The sequence below is a fragment of the Pseudomonas sp. 6D_7.1_Bac1 genome (assembly GCF_025465945.1).
Taxonomy (GTDB): Bacteria; Pseudomonadota; Gammaproteobacteria; order Pseudomonadales; family Pseudomonadaceae; genus Aquipseudomonas.
This window is the reverse complement of record NZ_JANLNW010000044.1, coordinates 110,921-129,088: the sequence shown is the minus strand read 5'-3', so window position 1 is coordinate 129,088 and position 18,168 is coordinate 110,921. Positions and strand designations below refer to the sequence as shown.

The 18,168-nt window shown below is 58.7% G+C and carries 18 protein-coding genes; 7 read left to right on the top strand and 11 right to left on the bottom strand.

The window, feature by feature from the left end; genetic code table 11:
• Positions 1-6: 6 nt before the first annotated feature.
• From NTD87_RS10835 to NTD87_RS10815, 5 genes are all read right to left on the bottom strand, one after another.
• The gene (locus NTD87_RS10835) at positions 7-942 is read right to left on the bottom strand and encodes a glutathione S-transferase family protein (RefSeq protein ID WP_262113863.1); all 936 of its coding nucleotides are present in this window, start codon (positions 940-942) and stop codon (positions 7-9) included.
• 88 nt (positions 943-1,030) lie between these two features.
• Complete coding sequence (locus NTD87_RS10830) at positions 1,031-1,351, bottom strand: GIY-YIG nuclease family protein (protein WP_262113862.1); 321 nt, start codon at positions 1,349-1,351, stop codon at positions 1,031-1,033.
• A gap of 39 nt (positions 1,352-1,390) precedes the next feature.
• Positions 1,391-1,861 carry a nuclear transport factor 2 family protein gene (locus tag NTD87_RS10825; RefSeq protein WP_123428713.1) on the bottom strand — a complete coding sequence of 157 codons (471 nt, stop codon included), beginning with the start codon at positions 1,859-1,861 and terminating at the stop codon, positions 1,391-1,393.
• Positions 1,862-1,974: 113 nt separating this feature from the next.
• A complete protein-coding gene (locus NTD87_RS10820) occupies positions 1,975-3,291 on the bottom strand; it encodes a CynX/NimT family MFS transporter (RefSeq protein ID WP_262113859.1) in 1,317 nt (438 codons plus the stop codon).
• Complete coding sequence (locus NTD87_RS10815) at positions 3,281-3,940, bottom strand: FadR/GntR family transcriptional regulator (RefSeq protein WP_262113858.1); 660 nt, start codon at positions 3,938-3,940, stop codon at positions 3,281-3,283. The genes NTD87_RS10820 and NTD87_RS10815 overlap by 11 nt, the downstream gene beginning before the upstream one ends.
• A gap of 271 nt (positions 3,941-4,211) precedes the next feature.
• On the opposite strand from NTD87_RS10815, the gene NTD87_RS10810 reads away from it, so the two are divergent.
• Both NTD87_RS10810 and NTD87_RS10805 read left to right on the top strand, forming a co-directional pair.
• Complete coding sequence (locus NTD87_RS10810) at positions 4,212-4,685, top strand: type II toxin-antitoxin system MqsA family antitoxin (protein ID WP_262113856.1); 474 nt, start codon at positions 4,212-4,214, stop codon at positions 4,683-4,685.
• Positions 4,686-4,890: 205 nt separating this feature from the next.
• Positions 4,891-6,516, top strand: a complete 1,626-nt coding sequence (locus NTD87_RS10805; RefSeq protein ID WP_262113854.1) for a S8 family peptidase — start codon at positions 4,891-4,893, stop codon at positions 6,514-6,516.
• A gap of 68 nt (positions 6,517-6,584) precedes the next feature.
• Here the strand turns inward: NTD87_RS10805 and NTD87_RS10800 are convergent, their stop codons facing one another.
• The 4 genes from NTD87_RS10800 to NTD87_RS10785 form a co-directional block, all read right to left on the bottom strand.
• On the bottom strand, positions 6,585-7,349 hold the full coding sequence (locus NTD87_RS10800; RefSeq protein ID WP_262113852.1) for an amino acid ABC transporter ATP-binding protein: 765 nt from the start codon (positions 7,347-7,349) through the stop codon (positions 6,585-6,587).
• A gap of 11 nt (positions 7,350-7,360) precedes the next feature.
• The gene (locus NTD87_RS10795) at positions 7,361-8,458 is read right to left on the bottom strand and encodes an amino acid ABC transporter permease (RefSeq protein WP_123428732.1); all 1,098 of its coding nucleotides are present in this window, start codon (positions 8,456-8,458) and stop codon (positions 7,361-7,363) included.
• 10 nt (positions 8,459-8,468) lie between these two features.
• The gene (locus NTD87_RS10790) at positions 8,469-9,650 is read right to left on the bottom strand and encodes an amino acid ABC transporter permease (protein ID WP_262113851.1); all 1,182 of its coding nucleotides are present in this window, start codon (positions 9,648-9,650) and stop codon (positions 8,469-8,471) included.
• 65 nt (positions 9,651-9,715) lie between these two features.
• Positions 9,716-10,747 carry an amino acid ABC transporter substrate-binding protein gene (locus NTD87_RS10785; protein WP_262113850.1) on the bottom strand — a complete coding sequence of 344 codons (1,032 nt, stop codon included), beginning with the start codon at positions 10,745-10,747 and terminating at the stop codon, positions 9,716-9,718.
• Between the two features lie 467 nt (positions 10,748-11,214).
• On the opposite strand from NTD87_RS10785, the gene NTD87_RS10780 reads away from it, so the two are divergent.
• The 5 genes from NTD87_RS10780 (at position 11,215) to NTD87_RS10760 (ending at position 16,521) form a co-directional block, all read left to right on the top strand.
• Positions 11,215-11,871: an alpha/beta hydrolase gene (locus NTD87_RS10780; RefSeq protein ID WP_262113849.1), complete on the top strand. Its 657-nt coding sequence runs from the start codon at positions 11,215-11,217 to the stop codon at positions 11,869-11,871.
• 86 nt (positions 11,872-11,957) lie between these two features.
• Positions 11,958-13,445, top strand: a complete 1,488-nt coding sequence (gene rhlB / locus NTD87_RS10775; protein WP_262113848.1) for an ATP-dependent RNA helicase RhlB — start codon at positions 11,958-11,960, stop codon at positions 13,443-13,445.
• A gap of 128 nt (positions 13,446-13,573) precedes the next feature.
• Complete coding sequence (locus NTD87_RS10770; RefSeq protein WP_262113847.1) at positions 13,574-14,527, top strand: ornithine cyclodeaminase family protein; 954 nt, start codon at positions 13,574-13,576, stop codon at positions 14,525-14,527.
• 150 nt (positions 14,528-14,677) lie between these two features.
• On the top strand, positions 14,678-15,805 hold the full coding sequence (locus tag NTD87_RS10765) for an NAD(P)/FAD-dependent oxidoreductase (protein WP_262113846.1): 1,128 nt from the start codon (positions 14,678-14,680) through the stop codon (positions 15,803-15,805).
• 89 nt (positions 15,806-15,894) lie between these two features.
• Positions 15,895-16,521 (top strand): transcriptional regulator, encoded by a 627-nt coding sequence (locus NTD87_RS10760; RefSeq protein ID WP_262113844.1) that lies wholly within the window; start codon positions 15,895-15,897, stop codon positions 16,519-16,521.
• Positions 16,522-16,633: 112 nt separating this feature from the next.
• Here the strand turns inward: NTD87_RS10760 and NTD87_RS10755 are convergent, their stop codons facing one another.
• Together NTD87_RS10755 and moaE are read right to left on the bottom strand one after the other, a co-directional pair.
• Positions 16,634-17,410, bottom strand: a complete 777-nt coding sequence (locus tag NTD87_RS10755; RefSeq protein WP_262113843.1) for an ABC transporter substrate-binding protein — start codon at positions 17,408-17,410, stop codon at positions 16,634-16,636.
• A gap of 303 nt (positions 17,411-17,713) precedes the next feature.
• Positions 17,714-18,166 carry a molybdopterin synthase catalytic subunit MoaE gene (gene moaE, locus NTD87_RS10750; RefSeq protein ID WP_262113842.1) on the bottom strand — a complete coding sequence of 151 codons (453 nt, stop codon included), beginning with the start codon at positions 18,164-18,166 and terminating at the stop codon, positions 17,714-17,716.
• Positions 18,167-18,168 lie beyond the last annotated feature (2 nt).

Sequence of the window (18,168 nt, the reverse complement as noted above, 5' to 3'; positions counted from 1 at the left end):
TCTACGTCAATGTTTTTCGATGCGAAACCCAAACCGCGGGAAGTGCACATGCACCAGCCCGCCACGCTCATCTTCACGACGCAGGATCAGCTCTTCGCTTCCCGCAAACAACAACTCGCCCGCGACCGGATCAACGCCATAGTCAATCGCGGCGATCACCACGTGCTGGCCCGCCTTGAAGCCGTTTGGCTCGCTGAACTGTTCGTCCGGCAAGGCCGCTGGCGTTGAATGACGTGCAACCTCCAGCGCCTCTTCAGAGGTCATGTCGCTAAACGCGCCATGCCCGAAACCCATGACTCGCGCCAACCAGGCCGACACTGCCGGATAAACATCGACCAACGGTGCAGTCACCGGCGTGCCTTTGAGGAACCACAATGGGTGGGCCATGGCGAAGTCGGCAATCGAAGGCTCGCCAAACAGGTAGTCACCCTCCTCGCGCTGCAATTGCTGCTCCAGACGCGCCATGATCGTCGGCCATTGATGCTTGGCCTGTTCGGCTGACAACCGCGTTGCGCTGCCACCGCTGAACAGCCCGGCACGGTCAGCAACGAAAGCCTTGATCGCTTCTGGAGACAACTTGGCAAAACGCGCCGCCACCGATTCGGGCTGGAACACCAGGCTCACTGCATGTTGAAACACCACCGAATCGGCCCAGGTGGCGAAGCTCGCACTGATCATCTCCTGGCCTTCAGGGAACAACGCTGGCAAAGCCTTTTCCTGCTCCAGACGCCGGGCAATCAGTGCCGTGTCGCAGTAAATATCAGCGCCAATCTGCAACACCGGGGTCTTGCGGTAACCACCGGTCAGCGCCGTCAGATCAGGTTTTGGCATCACCGGCGAAATCTTCACGGAACGCCAGGACAAGCCTTTGAAACCAAGCAGCAGCCGGGTCTTTTCCGCGAAAGGGGAAGTCGGGTAATGGTGAAGAATCAACTCTGACATGCTGGAACCCGCTGCTGGTGTTAGAAGTCAGCAGCTTAGCGCGCAATCGATTAGCGGCCTACCCATCTGCCTGATGGGCACTTATCAGTCAGATTGATAAGCCCGCAGCGGCGCTCGCCACCAGGCATTCCTTGGCGCTTTTCTTGAGTTTTTTGATCAGTCGCTCCTGGCGCAGCGCTTCGCTCTTATCGCGGCAGGCTTCGGTGTAGACCAGCGCCACAGCCGGGCTGGAGAGGAAGAAACGCGCACCTTTGCCGCTCTGGTGAGTGGCGAAACGCCTGACGGGATCATCGCTGATCCCGCAGTACAGTGAACCGTTGGCCGCGCGAACGAGGTACACGAACCAGGGTTTGCTCTGCGCTGGAGGGGTTGCAGTTTCGCTGACGGAGACTTCGCTCAGGGTGTTCACGTGACGATCAAGGCTTGTAGGAAACAAGCCGCGATCTTATCAGCGACTGGCCTGAAATGCCTTCAGCCCCTTCAAGGCCTGCGCGCGTACAGCGTTGCCCACCAACGGTGTCCACCCCAGTAACAGACCTTTGAAACCCAAGGCCTGACGCGACCAGCGCCACAGATCGAAATGGTCGTGGTGCTCGCAGATCTTGCCGTCACGGAAAACAAAACGCGCCTGGATATCGTTGACTACCGTATTGCCGGTCTGGCTGAACAGGTAGGTCGCCACCCAATGGGCGCCGCCCGTGCGCTCGTCGGCGCGGACGTTATCGAAGGTCAGGGAAAAGTCTTTGGCACGAGTCGTGAGCATGCGCCACATGTCGCCGGCATCGCGCCCACGCAGTTCGCCGAACGCCGGATCACTGAACACCACGTCCTCGGTGTAGCAGGCGCTCATGGCCTCGGCATCCAGCCGCTGGAAAGCTTGATAGAACTCAGTGATCAATGCGCTGTTGGCATCACTCATGGACAGGCTCCCTGCATTTGCAAAAATGGTTTCGAAAGATGCCTGCACGATAGTCTGCAAACGCCGGGAAAACTACCGGCATTCGCCGCAGGAATACCGGTAGTACGTAGGCTTCAGACGCGTTCGCTTTCGACCTGCACGTACAGCGAACGACCGGCACCGAGACCGGCGATGATCGCGCCGAGGCCAATGACCCCGAAGATCCAGCCCAGTGCGGTCCAGCCGCCAGTCCAGTCATGCACCAGACCGACTGCGAACGGGCCCATGGAGGCCAACGTGTAACCGAACCCCTGGGCCATGCTCGACAGGTTGGCCGCCACGTGGGCATCGCGCGAGCGCAGCACGATCAGGGTCAGTGCCAGGCTGAACGTACCGCCCTGCCCCAGCCCGAGCAGAATCGCCCAGCCCCACAGGCCTTCGAGCGGCGCATAGAGACAACCGAACAGACCGCCGAGGGTCAGCAGCATGACGACAACGATCGCCAACCGCTGATCCTTGCCGCGAGTCGCCAGCCATGGCGCCGCCAGTGAGCTGGCCAATTGGATGATCACCGAGCCGGACAGTACCAGCCCGGCCTGGGTCGGGGTCAGGCCACGGCCGATCAGGATCGACGGCAACCAGCCGAAGACAATGTAGGCCAGCGAGGATTGCAGCCCCATGTAGAGAGTCACTTGCCAAGCCAGTGGATCACGCAGCAGACCGCGTACCCGATACGCCACGTTGTGCGCGCCGTGTTTCTGACCGACTTGCGGCAGCCAGAAGATCGCCGCGACCAGCGCTGGAATCACCCAGAACCCCAGACCGAGCGCCCAACTTTCGTCGAAATGCTGACTCAAGGGCACTGTTGCACCCGCTGCCATGGCCGCGCCCAGGCATAGGGCCATGGTGTAAACGCCCGTCATGGTGCCTGCGTGTTTGGCAAAGTCACGTTTGACGATGCCCGGCAGCAGCACGCCGATCACGCCAATGCTCGCGCCGGCCAGGATGCTGCCGGCAAACAGGCCGATATCGCCAAACGAGCTGCGCAGAACGATCCCGCCGGCCAGCATCAGAAGAATTCCCAGCACCACCCGCTCGGCACCAAAACGCCGCGCCAGCACCGGCGCCAACGGGGCGAACAGCCCCAGGCAAAGCACCGGTAACGTGGTGAGCAAACCGGCCTGTGCCGCCGACAGACCGAGACTTTTGGACACATCGCTGAGCAGTGGCGCCATGCTCGACAGCGCCGGGCGCAGATTCAGCGCCACCAGAATCAACCCCAGCAGCAGCAACCACGGGCGACGCAGAACCGGATGGCTTTGCTGGACCTGCTCGTCATCGGCCTCGGCATCGATCAACAACTCCTCGAGCTCTGCCGTGCGTTTGGTTTGGGCCGTGCTGTGGGTACTCGCCTGTTGGCTGGACATGGGGTTCTCGGTTTCAAGGTTCATTGATCAACTGCCGGGAAATGGCTTTGGCCCGTTCCGGGTCGCGCTGCTCGACGGCATCGAGCAGTTCGATATGCAGATCGAACACCTCTTGACGTCTAGGGGTGATGTTGAGGGTCTGGCGCAGTTGCGCACCGATGATGCTGGAGAAATAGCGATACAACTCGCTGAGGGTCGGGTTATGCGCGGCATCCACCAAACGGCGGTGGAACACCAGGTCGCAGGCGATGTAGCTGTCGAGGTCGCCGTGGTAGTGGCTGCCGCTGACACCCAAGGCTTCACGCAGTGCGATGAGGTCCTCATCGGTACGACGCAACGCCGCCAGGCCGATAGCCTCGACCTCCAGGATGTGTCGGGTTTCCCGGGCCTGCTCATGGGAGCAGCGGGACAAGGCTTTCATCGTGTCGAGTGGATCGACCACCGCCCGCAGGTAACTGCCGTCGCCCTGGCGAATCTCGATCAAGCCTGAAAACGCCAACACCCGCATGGCTTCGCGCACGGTGTTGCGGCTGATGCCCAGTTCGGTCGCCAGCTCAGGCTCTGTGGGCAGGCGCTGGCCAACGGTCCAGGTGCCGTTGTTGATGCGCAGGCGCAACTGCTCAAGGGCCTGATCGACCAGAGAACGCTTCACCAAAGGGGATGTGTCTGTCATGGAATTCGCCCTTTCATCCAATCATAGGATGAATTTTCTGACATGTTAGTCAGCTTCGCCTGAGAGGACAACTACCTAGGGTTAGGAGGCAGGAACGGGAGCTGGATTTTTGATTGTTAAAACTACCCTTTGAGGGTGATTTATATTTCAAGGTGCAAGGTGTCTTATGGAAAAGAACACACCTCGCCACAAGTTTCCTGGAGATTTACCTCAAGGTGACCTGCCGCCCAGGCGGTGGTCCGCCGGTAATCTCCTTCAAGGAGAGAGACACATGAAAACACAGCAATGCTTCAGCTGCGGTACCCAGGACGGGATGCAGCATTTCGACGGGCGAAGCTTCACCATCGACTTCAGACAGTTGACGCGTCAGGTGCACGATATTTCCGGATGGGAGTGCCAGGCCTGTAGTGAAATCGAATTCGATGACGGCAGTGCAGTACGTTACTCCGAGGCGAGTGATCAATTGCTCGAGGACTCCCGGCAGCTCATGGCAGCCGAGATGAAACGCATCCGCCGCAAACTGCACCTTACGCAGAAAGACGCGGTGAAGTTGCTGTCTGGCGGCGGACATAACGCCTTTTCCCGCTACGAGCGCGCAGAGATCGCACCGCCCCAACCGCTGTTCATCCTCATGGGATTGCTTGATCGCCATCCTGATCTACTGGCTGAACTGCCCGACATCGCCAATAACGTCAATATTCAACGCTTGCTCGCAGACAATAGCGTGAAGACCTTGCCCCTGTAGCCTGTTGAGAGCCGACGGCTCACAAAAATGAATTCATCCCCAAGAAAAAAACTTCATCTTTAGTAGCCAAAAAACCCTTCAAGCTGAGACTTGTCCTACGCCCCTCCCACTAATCTGCTGATATCGCCTGGGGAGCCGGCTCGCCAGAATCAAGGTTTACCGTGCGGCTAATGCTGTCCACGCCCTTGAAGCAGATGGAAAAAACATGGAAGAAGTCAACTTCGGTAATAAGCAAACCCGCTCCTTTTTCCTGGAGAAGAGTAAGAACTTGATCGCTGTGCGCAGCCATTCAGGAAAGGACCTTGCATCGGCACTGTGCTGCGAGCAAGCGCACAAGGCGATAGGCGACAGCCAGTTGGTGATGCACGTTGCCGACGCGGACGTACTGGTTTTCAAAGTACCGCAGGCGTCGTGCCTGTCCCAGCGCAAGGCGCTGCTGCGCGCACTGCCAGACGTACGTTTTGCGGGAAGCGTGCTGGTAGATCCCCTTACACAGGACGCCGTTCTCTATACAGAGAACATCTTCCTGAAATTCATCGATCAACTCACCCCGACCGAATGCGAGATAACCCTCAAAGAGCTCGGTCTTACAATCAAGCAGCAAGTGCCCTACGCCGCCAACGCATTCTTCGTTAGCCACAGAGACCATCGCGGCACCGACGTCTGCTCATTCACGCTTAAACTACTGGAACGTAATGACGTCGACTATTGTCACCCGGAAATGCTGCGCCAGGGACAACGCAGGGCCATCCATGCGAACCAGTGGCATCTGAAAAAAACCACCGTCACCTATCAAGTTCAGATCGACGCCAGCGCCAATGTCGAAGCCGCTCACGACCTTGGCCAGGGTGAAGGCATAGTTATCGCCGTCATCGACGATGCGTTCGATATCGATCATCCCGAATTCACGGGATCCGGAAAAATCGTTGCGCCGCAGAATTTCGATCGTCGCAACGCCAAGCAAGGGCCTCGACCGAAAAATACATTCGAACGACATGGAACAGCGGCCGCTGGAGTGGCTTGTGCCAATGGTCATGTCGGTGCGAGCGGGGTCGCCCCACGCGCCAGCCTGATGCCCCTAAAACTAACCAAACCCTTGGGCGCCCGCGCTGAAGCCGACGCCTTTTTCTGGGCCGCGGACAATGGCGCAGACATTATTTCCTGCAGTTGGGGGCCAGCCGAAGGACACTGGGCCGACCCCACCGATCCCAGGCATACACAAGATTTTCCGTTGGCTGCCAGTACCCGACTGGCTATTGAGTACGCAGCTACCAAAGGCCGTGATGGAAAAGGCTGCATTATTTTTTTCGGAGCCGGCAATGGCAACGAAAGCGTGGACAAAGACGGCTATTCCAGTCACCCGATGGTTATTGCCGTCGGTGCCTGTAATGACCAGAGTCGCCGTAGCGCTTACAGCGATTTCGGCAATGCTCTCTGGTGCTGTTTCCCCAGTGGCGATCAACCACATCCGGACCCGAAGTTCAAGCCTGCCACATCAATCCCGCAGACTCGGGGAATTCGCACTACGGACCTGAGTGGCAAGTTTTCCGATACAGGCAACGGCGCCTACACCGAACTATTCAGTGGCACCTCAAGCGCCTGCCCGGGCGCAGCTGGAGTCGCAGCGCTGATGCTTGGTGTTAATCCGACCCTGAACCGCGAGGCGGTGCGACAACTCCTTGCCGATTGTTGCGACAAGATCGGGCATGTCGACGACGGTCCGCTCGGCCAGTACGACCTGAACGGTCATAGTCACTACTACGGGCACGGACGGCTCAACGCCCATCGGGCCGTACGCCTGGCACTCCAGCGGTTAGAGGCAGAAGGATAAACCGGCGCAGACAAAAAACCCCACAGAAAAATCTGTGGGGAGTTGAGGCAACGCTATTATTCAACCAATCAATGCAGGATCTGGCTCAGGAACAGTTTGGTACGCTCATTCTGCGGGTTGTCGAAGAAGTCGTTCGGCGGAGCCTGTTCGACGATTTCGCCCTTGTCCATGAAGATCACGCGGTTGGCCACGGTCCGCGCAAAGCCCATTTCGTGGGTGACGCAGAGCATGGTCATGCCGTCTTCGGCCAGGCCGATCATGGTGTCCAGAACCTCTTTCACCATCTCTGGGTCGAGTGCCGAGGTCGGTTCGTCGAACAGCATGATTTTCGGTTTCATGCACAGCGCGCGGGCAATCGCCACACGCTGTTGCTGACCGCCGGACAGTTGCCCCGGAAACTTGTGCGCCTGCTCTGGAATGCGCACGCGCTCCAGGTAATGCATGGCAATTTCTTCAGCCTTGCGCTTGGGCATCTTGCGGACCCACATCGGTGCCAGCGTGCAGTTTTGCAGGATGGTCAGGTGCGGGAACAGGTTGAAGTGCTGGAACACCATGCCGACTTCGCGACGAATCGCTTCGATTTGCTTGAGGTCGTTGGTCAGCTCCACGCCATCGACCACGATGCGGCCCTGCTGGTGCTCTTCCAGACGGTTGAGGCAGCGAATGGTGGTCGACTTGCCGGAACCCGATGGCCCGCACAGAACGATACGCTCGCCCTGCTTGACGTTCAGGTTGATGTCTTTCAACACGTGGAACTGGCCGTACCACTTGTTCACGCCCTGCATCTGAATAATGCCTTCAGGGCTCACAGGCTGTTTGATCGCTTCACTCATAAACTACGCTCCTAACGCTTGTGGCCTGTGTCCAGCTTGCGTTCCAAATGCATGGAATAGCGGGACATACCAAAACAGAAAATCCAGAACACCAGGGCCGCGAACACATAGCCTTCAGTGGCCATGCCCAGCCATTTCGGGTCGGCGGCGGCTTGCTTGACGCTGTTGAGCAAGTCGAACAAGCCGATGATGATCACCAGGCTCGTGTCCTTGAACAGCGCAATGAAGGTGTTGACGATGCCCGGAATCACCAGCTTCAGGGCTTGCGGCAGAATCACCAGGCCCATGCTGCGCCAGTAACCGAGGCCCATCGCTGCTGCGGCTTCGTACTGACCTTTGGGAATCGCTTGCAGACCACCGCGCACCACTTCGGCCACGTAGGCCGACTGGAACAGGATCACCCCGATCAAGGCCCGCAGCAACTTGTCGAAGTTCATGCCTTCAGGCAGGAACAACGGCAGCATTACCGAAGACATGAACAGCACCGTGATCAACGGCACGCCGCGCCAGAACTCGATGAAGGTCACGCAGACCACGCGAATCGCCGGCATGTTCGAGCGACGACCCAATGCCAGCATGATCCCCAGCGGCAACGCGCCGACGATACCGACGGTGGCAATCACCAGGGTCAGCATCAGACCGCCCCATTGACTGGTCGCAACGTTGGTCAGGCCAAGCATGTCACCGTGCAGCAGGATGTAGGTAATGATCGGATAGAGCACCAGAAAGCTCAGGCCGTAGACCGCTTTGCGCTGAAAACGCGAGATGAACAGCGGTGCGATGCCGATCACCGCCAGACACACGCTCAGGTCGACGCGCCAGCGCAGTTCGGGCGGGTAGTACCCGTACATGAACTGGCCAAAGCGCTGCTGAATGAACACCCAGCAAGCGCCTTCCTTGGTGCAGTCGGCGCGCGTGGTGCCCACCCAGTTGGCATCAAGAATCGCCCAGTGCAGGATCGGCGGCACCACCAGGTAAATCAGGTAGAACGCGAACAGCGTGAGCAGCGTGTTGATCCAACTGGAGAACATGTGCTCGCGCATCCACGCCACGACACCGATGCGGATGCCTGGTGGTGGCAGGTCAGGTTTGAAAATATGAGTCGTCATGCGCGTTTCCTCACCGCTCGATCAGCGCAATGCGCTTGTTGTACCAGTTCATCAGCAGGGAAATGCTGATACTGATCGCCAGGTACACGCTCATGGTGATGGCAATAACTTCGATCGCCTGCCCGGTCTGGTTCAGTACTGTGCCGGCAAACAACGAAACCATTTCCGGGTAACCGATACCGGCCGCCAGCGAGGAGTTCTTCGCCAGGTTCAGGTATTGGCTGGTCAGCGGCGGAATGATCACCCGCAGGGCTTGCGGGATGATGACCTTGCGCAGGGTTGGACCGTTGCGCAGACCCAGCGAACGCGCCGCTTCGGTCTGACCGTGGCTGACCGAGTTGATCCCGGAACGCACGATCTCGGCGATGAACGCCGCGGTGTACACCGTCAGGGCCAGAGTCAAAGCCAGCAGTTCCGGGATCAGCACCCAGCCACCGACGAAGTTGAAGCCTTGCAGCTTCGGCAATTCCCAATGCAGTGGCGCACCGAAGATCAGCGTGCACAACGCTGGAATCACCAGAAACAGTGCCAAACCGGTCCAGAATTTGTGGAACGGTACACCGGTCGCCTCGAAACGCTTGTTGGCCCAGCGGCACATCAGCACGATGGCGACGATAGCCACCACGACGCTGATCACAAACGCCCAGAACCCACCGGCCATCTGCGCGGCCGGCATATTCAGGCCACGACTGCTGACGAAGAAGGTATCGGCGAAGTTATGGCTGTTGCGCGGTCCTGGCATGGTCAGGAACACCGCGAAGTACCAGAACAGAATTTGCAGCAGCGGTGGAATGTTGCGGAAAGTCTCAACGTAAACCGTCGCCAGCTTGTTGATGATCCAGTTCTTCGACAGCCGTGCCACACCAACGATGAACCCCAGAATCGTCGCCAGGATCACGCCGATAAAGGTCACCAACAGGGTATTGAGCAAGCCGATGACAAACACCCGGGCATAGCTGTCCGATTCGGTGTAGTCGATCAGGTGTTGCGCGATGCCGAATCCGGCGCTGCGCTCCAGAAAGCTGAAACCGGAGGTAATGCCCCGGTGTTGCAGGTTGGTTTGAGTGTTGTTGAACAGGTACCAACCCATCGAGACCACCGCGACAATCGTGATGATCTGAAACAGCCACGCACGCACTCGCGGATCGCTGAGGCTGAGCCTCTGCTTTGGTGCGCCGATTGAATTTTGCATGAAGTGCCCCAGAAATAATGGAACAGAACATCACCCGGTGGTTGGCCCACCGGGTGATAGAACCATCAGCGCACTGGTGGTGCGTATTGGATGCCGCCGTTGGTCCACAGGGCGTTCAGGCCACGGTCGATTTCCAGCGGAGTGCTCTTGCCGAGGTTTTTCTCGAAGACTTCGCCGTAGTTACCGACTTGCTTGACGATTTTCACCACCCAGTCTTTCGGCAGTTTCAGGTCCTTGCCGTATTCACCGTCGGTACCCAGCAGACGGGCGACGTCCGGGTTCTTGGTCGACTTGGCTTCAGCCTCGACGTTTTTCGACGTGACACCGGCCTCTTCGGCGTTGAGCATCGCGTAGCCAACCCAACGAACGATCGCCAGCCACTCATCGTCACCGTTACGCACGACCGGCCCCAGAGGCTCTTTGGAGATGGTTTCCGGCAGAACTACATAATCTTTAGGCGAGGCCAGCTTGCTGCGCTGTGCGTACAACTGGGACTTGTCGGAAGTCAGTACGTCGCAACGACCGGATTCCAGCGACTTGGCGCTTTCATCGGAGGTGTCGAAAGTGATCGGGGTGTACTTCAGGCCATTGGCGCGGAAGTAGTCGGACACGTTCAGCTCGGTGGTGGTACCGGCTTGAATACAGATGGTCGCGCCATCCAGTTCCTTGGCACTCTTCACGCCCAGCTTACTGTTGGCCAGGAAGCCTACGCCGTCGTAGTAAGTGATGAAGCCAGGAAACTTCAGGCCCATGCCCGCGTCACGGGAACTGGTCATGGTGGAGTTACGCGACAGCATGTCGATTTCGCCGGATTGAAGCGCAGTGAAACGCTCCTTGGCATTCAACTGGCTGAATTTGACCTTGGTCGCGTCACCGAATACGGCTGCGGCCACAGCGCGGCAGTAGTCAGCATCGATACCGACGATCTTGCCGGTAGAGTCCGGAACCGAGAAGCCCGGCAAACCGTCGCTCACGCCGCACTGCACGAAGCCTTTCTTCTGCACGGCATCCAGGGTTGCACCCGCCTGAGCGAACCCGCTGACACCGAGTACTGCGGCCGCAGTCACGATTGCCAGGGTGGATTTCAACATCTTCATTCAAACCTCCAGTTTTGCTCTTGTTGTGTCGGAGCTTGAGTCCTGCCGCACCCTTATGAGGCGCTGTTGACCCGTGTTGGCTTTTTTTAGGGTCAAGCGGCGTAGGACCTAGCTATGAGTCTAGTAGGAGAAAATCCACATAATGGAAAACTCACTTCTCACCAATCGGCCGAACGGGCTGTAGCCCTTTCCTGTTTGCCAAGCCCGTAACGGCCAATGGCGAACGTCCATCACCGGATTCTTTGCTATCCCACAGCCGACAGTAGCCTGATAGTGTTACCGCCAGGCGCAGGATGACTTGCACAGGTTTTCACATAGCAAGGCCCGTACCACACCTGCTGCTTAAGCGATTCAGCGACAGGTCAATAGTAAAACTTACAACGTTGCGACATCTTCTTAACTGATCGACCCAAAATACGCTCTGACCTCGCACCCAAAGAGAGCGTACGCACACTATTGGAGCAAACATGACCCAGCCCTTGATTCTTCAGCCCAGCAAGCCTGTGGATGCCTGCGTGATCTGGCTGCACGGCCTGGGCGCCGACCGCTACGACTTTCTGCCGGTGGCCGAAGCCCTGCAGGAAAACCTGCTGACCACCCGCTTCGTCCTGCCTCAGGCACCGACCCGCGCAGTGACCATCAATGGCGGTTACGAGATGCCAAGCTGGTACGACATCAAGGCCATGAGCCCCGCCCGGAGCATCAGTCACGAAGAACTGGAGGTGTCGGCCCAAACCGTCGTAACGCTGATCGAAGAGCAGCGCGCCAGCGGAATAGACGCCTCGCGGATTTTTCTTGCGGGTTTTTCCCAGGGTGGCGCGGTGGTGTTGCATACCGCTTTCCTGAAATGGCAGGGACCGCTGGGTGGCGTACTTGCCCTCTCCACTTATGCGCCGACGTTCAGTGATGAACTGCAGCTTTCAGCCAGCCAACAACGGATTCCAGTGCTGTGTCTGCATGGGCAATACGATGATGTCGTGCAGAACGCCATGGGGCGCAGTGCGTATGAGCATTTGAAGACCCGTGGTGTCACCGTGGCATGGCAGGAATACCCAATGGGCCACGAAGTGTTACCCGAAGAGATTCGCGATATCGGCGTATGGCTGGCGGACCGCTTGCGCTAAAACAGAAACTTCCTGTAGCTGTAACTACGCCGCGCCCGTTTCTTGCATTACACTGGCCGGCGTACATTCCTTAACCAATTGATGAGATGACCGTGCTCAAAGCACTCAAGAAAATGTTCGGTAAAAGCGAGGCTGAGCAGCTCGCGCCCAGCTCCAGCGCACCTTCCCACACACCCAGCAACCGCACCGACGGTCATCAGCCTGGCCGGACCGCAGCTGTCGCGGCACCAAAACAAGAGCCTGTGAACATTCCGGCCACCGAATCCGTTGCCGAACCTGTTACACAGCAACCGCGCAGCGAGACGGCAAAACCTGCGCAACCGCGCCGTGAACGCGCGCCGAAACCGCCGCTCAAAGCCTGGAAACTCGAAGATTTCGCCGTCGAACCCCAGGAAGGCAAAACCCGCTTTCATGATTTCAAACTGGCCCCGGAACTGATGCACGCCATCCAGGACCTGGGTTTCCCGTACTGCACACCGATCCAGGCGCAGGTATTGGGTTTCACCCTGGCCGGCAAAGACGCCATCGGTCGTGCCCAGACTGGCACGGGCAAAACCGCCGCGTTCCTGATCTCGATCATCACCCAGCTGCTGCAAACCCCGCCGCCGAAAGAGCGCTACATGGGTGAGCCACGGGCGCTGATCATTGCGCCGACCCGTGAACTGGTGGTGCAGATCGCCAAGGATGCGGCAGACCTGACCAAGTACACCGGCCTCAACGTCATGACGTTCGTTGGCGGCATGGACTTCGACAAGCAGCTCAAGCACCTCGAAGCTCGCCACTGCGACATCCTCGTCGCGACCCCAGGCCGTCTGCTGGACTTCAACCAGCGCGGTGATGTGCACCTGGACATGGTCGAAGTGATGGTGCTCGACGAAGCCGACCGGATGCTCGATATGGGCTTTATCCCACAAGTGCGTCAGATCATTCGCCAGACTCCACCGAAAAACGAACGTCAGACCCTGCTGTTCTCCGCCACCTTCACCGAAGACGTGATGAACCTGGCCAAACAGTGGACCACCGACCCGTCGATCGTAGAGATTGAAGTCGCGAACGTTGCCAGCGAAAACGTCGAGCAGCACATCTACGCCGTCGCCGGTGCCGATAAATACAAGCTGCTCTACAACCTGGTGACCGACAACGGTTGGGAACGGGTGATGGTCTTCGCCAACCGCAAGGACGAAGTGCGGCGCATCGAGGAACGCCTGGTACGTGACGGCGTCAACGCTGCCCAGCTGTCGGGTGACGTTCCGCAGCACAAGCGCATCAAGACCCTGGAAGGTTTCCGCGAAGGCAAGATTCGCGTGCTGGTGGCCACCGATGTCGCCGGTCGCGGGATTCACATCGACGGCATCAGCCACGTGATCAACTTCACCCTGCCGGAAGTGCCGGACGATTACGTCCACCGCATTGGCCGTACCGGTCGCGCAGGCGCTGACGGCGTGTCCATCAGCTTCGCCGGTGAAGACGACTCCTACCAGCTACCGTCCATCGAGGCGTTGCTGGGTCGCAAGATCAGTTGCGAAACCCCGCCGACCCATCTGCTACGAGCGGTTGAACGCAAACGCCCTTAAGCTCGCGTCGCAACATCCAAAGCGCAGTCGCAAACGACTGCGCTTTTTTTACGCCTGGATATTGCCAAACAGAACAATAAGTCCACAATGGACAAATTAGTTTACTTGCGATTCCACGGAGCATCCGCATGTCCAGCACACCCTATGTGATCGCCCAACCCCAGGCCCGCGAACTGCTTGATCAAGTCGACGTGCCGAAGATCCTGCGCAAGCTGTTCCGCGATCTGGCCGCTGGTCAGGCCGTGCAACCGGCCCAGCAACTGGTGGAGTTTCCACAAGGTGCCGGTGACTTCATCAACTACCTCGGGGTGTTGGCCGAAGACGGTGTGTACGGGGTGAAAACCTCGCCCTACATCGTGCGCAAGGACGGTCCGCTGGTGACCGCCTGGACGCTGCTGATGTCGATGCAAACCGGCCAGCCGCTGCTGCTTTGCGATGCCGGTGAACTGACCACCGCCCGCACCGCCGCGACCACCGCTGTTGCCGTTGATGCCCTTGCCCTGCCACACGCCTCGCGCCTGGCGATTATTGGCAGCGGCCCGGTCGCCCAAGCGCATTTGCACTACGTGAAGAACGTGCGGGAATGGCACAGCATCAGCCTCTACTCGCCGAGCCTGGCGAGCCAGGATTCGCAACGGCTCGCACAACTGACAGCCATCGACTCGCGCCTGCAAGTGCAGGACAGCCGCGAAGAGGCCATTCTGGACGCTGACGTGATCATGCTGTGCACCTCGTCTGCAGGACCTGTGATCGATCCACGGCGTTTGAGCAAACCAGCGCTGATCACCTCCATCAGCACCAACGCCGTACGTGCCCACGAGGTACCGCCTGAAACGCTGAGTGACATGCAGGTGTATTGCGACTATCGCCTGACCACACCAGGCTCTGCCGGCGAAATGCTGATCGCCAGCGAACAGCACGGCTGGGACAAAAGCTCGATTGCGGGCGACCTGGCCGAACTGTTGAGCGAACAGACGCCACGTCCGACTTATGACCGCCATGTGTTCTTCCGCTCCATCGGTCTGGGCCTGGAAGACATCGCCCTGGCCAATGCCATTTATCAGCTGCACCGCCAGAATTGAACCCAACACTGTCCCTGTGGGAGCGAGCTTGCTCGCGATAGCGATAGGACACTCAGCACTTATGTTGTCTGATCCACCGTCATCGCGAGCAGGCTCGCTCCCACAGGGTTCAGCCAACTCGTTGGCATTGCGCCCACACTGGAGATATTCATGACCCAGGCAGATTTCATCATCATCGGCGGTGGTATCGCCGGTGCTTCCACCGGTTTTTGGCTGTCGCAACACGGCCGGGTGATCGTACTCGAACGCGAATCCCACCCGGCCTACCATTCCACCGGGCGTTCGGCCGCGTTGTACACCGCCGCTTATGGTACGCCGCAAGTGCGCGCACTGACCCAGGCCAGCCGGGACTTCTTCGATGCGCCACCGGCCGGCTTCTGTGAACACCCATTGCTGACCCCGCGCGGCGAGATGACCGTCGACTTCACCGGTGATCCGGACGAGCTGAACAAGCAATACCTGAGCGCCAAGGCAACGGTGCCGCAGATGCAACTGCTCAGCGCCGACGAAGCCTGTGCCCGCATACCGATCCTGCGTCGCGAGAAGGTTCACGGGGCGATCTACGACCCTACCGCCACGGACATCGATACCGACGCCCTGCATCAAGGCTACTTGCGCGGTATCCGCCGCAATCAGGGCGAAGTGCACACCGACAGCGAAGTCCTGGGTCTGACGCGCGATGCCGACAATCTCTGGCAAGTGAAAACCGCCCGGCAGACCTTCAGCGCGCCGATCATCATCAATGCGGCCGGCGCCTGGGCCGACCAACTCGGTGAAATGGCCGGCGCCAAGCCTCTGGGTCTGATCCCCAAGCGTCGCGCAGCCTTCATCTTCGCCGGTCCCGAAGGTGTGGACATCCACAACTGGCCGATGCTGGTCAGCCTCGACGAATCGTTCTACATGAAACCCGATGCGGGGATGTTCCTGGGTTCCCCAGCCAACACCGACCCGGTGGCGCCGCATGACGTGCAGCCCGAAGAACTGGACATCGCCATGGGCATCTACCAGATCGAAGAAGCCACCACCCTGACCATCCGCCGACCGACCCGTACCTGGGCCGGCTTGCGCAGCTTTGTCCGCGACGGCGATCTGATCAGTGGCTTCGACCCGCATGTGCCGGGGCTGTTCTGGGTGGCAGCCCAGGGTGGTTATGGCATTCAAACCTCGCCTGCCATGGGCCAGGCCAGTGCCGCGCTGGTTCGCGGTGAAGCCTTGCCCGAACCACTTAGCCACTTTGGCCTCAACGCCGCAATGCTCTCGCCTTCGCGCCTTGGCTGAACCTGCCGCTGGGTGACGTCTGACCTCGATTACGGCAAACTCCCAGCGCCCCTTTTTCTTCGGGGCGCTGATTGCCTGGAGCAACACCGATGACCCCACCTCTTCAAGATCCCGCACTGGATAACTTCCGGGCGATCGCCGACGCCATTGCCACACTGTTTTTCCCCCACGCCGAGGTGGTGCTGCACGACCTGCGCACGCAGAAAATCGACTACATCGCCAATAACATTTCCAAACGGGAAGTGGGCGACGACGCCGCGCTGGAGGACATGCTCAGCGAAGAGATCAGTGAGCGGAATATCGGCCCGTACGAAAAGCTCAATTGGGATGGGCAAAAGATCCGCAGCCTCAGCAGCGTATTGCGCGACAGCGAAGGGCATCCGATCGCGGTGCTGTGCATCAACCTGAATATTTCACTGTTTGAAAACGCCAAGGCGGCGCTGGATCTGTTTCTCTCACCGAGCAAGCTGATCCCGCAACCCGATGCGCTGTTTCGCGACGACTGGCAGGAGCGCATCAACACCTTCCTGCATAACTGGCTGCGGGAGCGGCAACTGGGCCTGAATGTGCTGACCCGTGAGCACAAACGCGAGCTGGTGCTCGCGCTGCACGCCGAAGGCGCCTTCAAAGGCAAGAGCGCCTCCAACTATGTGGCCAACGTGCTGAATATGGGGCGGGCGACGGTGTACAAGCATTTGAAAGAGCTCAAAGGCTGAATCCTGAGAGGTGTATTGGCTGACAGGACCTCATCGCGAGCAGGCTCGCTCCCACAATGGTCCTGTGTCCGCTGGACTATGTGGGAGCGAGCCTGCTCGCGATGGCGATCGATCAATCGCCGTAGATATCCGACTTGAAGTACTTGGCTTCAATCTTCTGGTATTCGCCGCTGGCGCGAATGCCATCAATGGCATTGTTCAGCTCGGCAACCAACTCGGTGTTGCCCTTGCGCACCGCAATCCCGGCGCCTTCACCGACGTATTTCGGGTCCTTGAGCTCTGGGCCGACGAAGGCATAACCGGCGCCACGCGGCATCGACAGGAAGTCATTCAGCGGAATGGTATCGGCGAAAATGCCATCCAGACGCCCGGCGGCCAGGTCCATGTAGATCTCTTCATTGTTGCCGTAACGCATCACCTTGATGCCCTTGGGCTCGAAGACTTCCGTGGCGTAACGGTCCGTGGTGGTTGCCCGTTGCACACCAATGGTCTTGCCCTTGAGGCTTGCGTATTGGTCATCAACCACCGCGCCGTCCTTCATCACCAGCCGCGATGAGGTGAAGTAATACTTATGGGTGAAGTCCACCGACTTTTTGCGATCTTCGTTAATGGTCATGGACGACAGCGCGGCGTCGATTTTCTTCACCTTAAGGGAAGGAATCAGACCGTCGAACTCGCCCTCGACCCATTCGCACTTGACCTTCATCTGCGCGCACAACGCATTGCCGATGTCATAGTCAAAACCGGTGATTTTTCCATCCGAGGTCTTGGAGGCAAACGGCGGATACGCCGCTTCGATACCGATGCGCAGGGTTTTCTCGGCGGCAAACAGACTGCTGCACGCCAACAGGCTCAGGGCCAGACCACCGATCAGGGGGAGCTTCTTCATGTTCGTTTTCTCGCGGGTTGTTGTTGGTTTGGCAAGACAGAAGAAAGTGAAACGGGAAACGCTTTTTTGTACTTATAATTCCATACTGGACTTTTATGTATTTACCGTCAATCGGGCGCGCGCAGTTCTTTCAGCCTCTGGTCGGGAGGTGAATCTGGAGGAAATTTGGTGTGGTCGATGGCCCTATCGCGAGCAGGCTCGCTCCCACAGTTGATCTCCATCAGACACAAACTTTGTGTACGACGAAGATTCACTGTGGGAGCGAGCCTGCTCGCGATGGCGTACTCAAGGGCGCTAGAGAAATTACTTCTTCCAGCGATCCGCCGCCGCGTGATCACTGTCACGCCCTTCCACCCAACGCGGGCCGTCGCGGGTGTTTTCCTTCTTCCAGAACGGTGCGCGAGTTTTCAGGTAGTCCATGACAAAAGCACAGGCGTCGAATGCCGCCTGACGGTGGGCACTCGCGGCACCGACGAAAACGATCGGCTCGCCGGGCTCCAGAGCGCCGATGCGGTGCAGCACTTCCAGCTTGAGCAGCGGCCAGCGCTGCTCAGCCTCAATGGCGATTTTGCCGAGGGCTTTTTCGGTCATGCCCGGGTAGTGTTCAAGAAACATCCCGGCCACATCGAGCCCGTCATTGAAGTCGCGCACATACCCGACAAAACTCACCACCGCGCCAACGCCGACATTCGCCGCATGCATCGCATTGACTTCAGCACCCGGATCGAACGCCGTGGACTGCACGCGAATCGCCATGG

What these genes read in the sequence shown, in the direction of transcription:
- NTD87_RS10825 (WP_123428713.1), bottom strand. Translation starts at nt 1,861, where the DNA reads ATGAGTGATGCCAACAGCGCATTGATCACTGAGTTCTATCAAGCTTTC.
- NTD87_RS10765 (WP_262113846.1), top strand. Translation starts at nt 14,678, where the DNA reads ATGACCCAGGCAGATTTCATCATCATCGGCGGTGGTATCGCCGGTGCT.
- NTD87_RS10835 (WP_262113863.1), bottom strand. Translation starts at nt 942, where the DNA reads ATGTCAGAGTTGATTCTTCACCATTACCCGACTTCCCCTTTCGCGGAA.
- NTD87_RS10800 (WP_262113852.1), bottom strand. Translation starts at nt 7,349, where the DNA reads ATGAGTGAAGCGATCAAACAGCCTGTGAGCCCTGAAGGCATTATTCAG.
- NTD87_RS10810 (WP_262113856.1), top strand. Translation starts at nt 4,212, where the DNA reads ATGAAAACACAGCAATGCTTCAGCTGCGGTACCCAGGACGGGATGCAG.
- NTD87_RS10815 (WP_262113858.1), bottom strand. Translation starts at nt 3,940, where the DNA reads ATGACAGACACATCCCCTTTGGTGAAGCGTTCTCTGGTCGATCAGGCC.
- NTD87_RS10755 (WP_262113843.1), bottom strand. Translation starts at nt 17,410, where the DNA reads ATGAAGAAGCTCCCCCTGATCGGTGGTCTGGCCCTGAGCCTGTTGGCG.
- NTD87_RS10790 (WP_262113851.1), bottom strand. Translation starts at nt 9,650, where the DNA reads ATGCAAAATTCAATCGGCGCACCAAAGCAGAGGCTCAGCCTCAGCGAT.
- NTD87_RS10770 (WP_262113847.1), top strand. Translation starts at nt 13,574, where the DNA reads ATGTCCAGCACACCCTATGTGATCGCCCAACCCCAGGCCCGCGAACTG.
- NTD87_RS10780 (WP_262113849.1), top strand. Translation starts at nt 11,215, where the DNA reads ATGACCCAGCCCTTGATTCTTCAGCCCAGCAAGCCTGTGGATGCCTGC.
- NTD87_RS10785 (WP_262113850.1), bottom strand. Translation starts at nt 10,747, where the DNA reads ATGAAGATGTTGAAATCCACCCTGGCAATCGTGACTGCGGCCGCAGTA.
- NTD87_RS10820 (WP_262113859.1), bottom strand. Translation starts at nt 3,291, where the DNA reads ATGAACCTTGAAACCGAGAACCCCATGTCCAGCCAACAGGCGAGTACC.
- NTD87_RS10760 (WP_262113844.1), top strand. Translation starts at nt 15,895, where the DNA reads ATGACCCCACCTCTTCAAGATCCCGCACTGGATAACTTCCGGGCGATC.
- rhlB (WP_262113848.1), top strand. Translation starts at nt 11,958, where the DNA reads ATGACCGTGCTCAAAGCACTCAAGAAAATGTTCGGTAAAAGCGAGGCT.
- moaE (WP_262113842.1), bottom strand. Translation starts at nt 18,166, where the DNA reads ATGGCGATTCGCGTGCAGTCCACGGCGTTCGATCCGGGTGCTGAAGTC.
- NTD87_RS10795 (WP_123428732.1), bottom strand. Translation starts at nt 8,458, where the DNA reads ATGACGACTCATATTTTCAAACCTGACCTGCCACCACCAGGCATCCGC.
- NTD87_RS10805 (WP_262113854.1), top strand. Translation starts at nt 4,891, where the DNA reads ATGGAAGAAGTCAACTTCGGTAATAAGCAAACCCGCTCCTTTTTCCTG.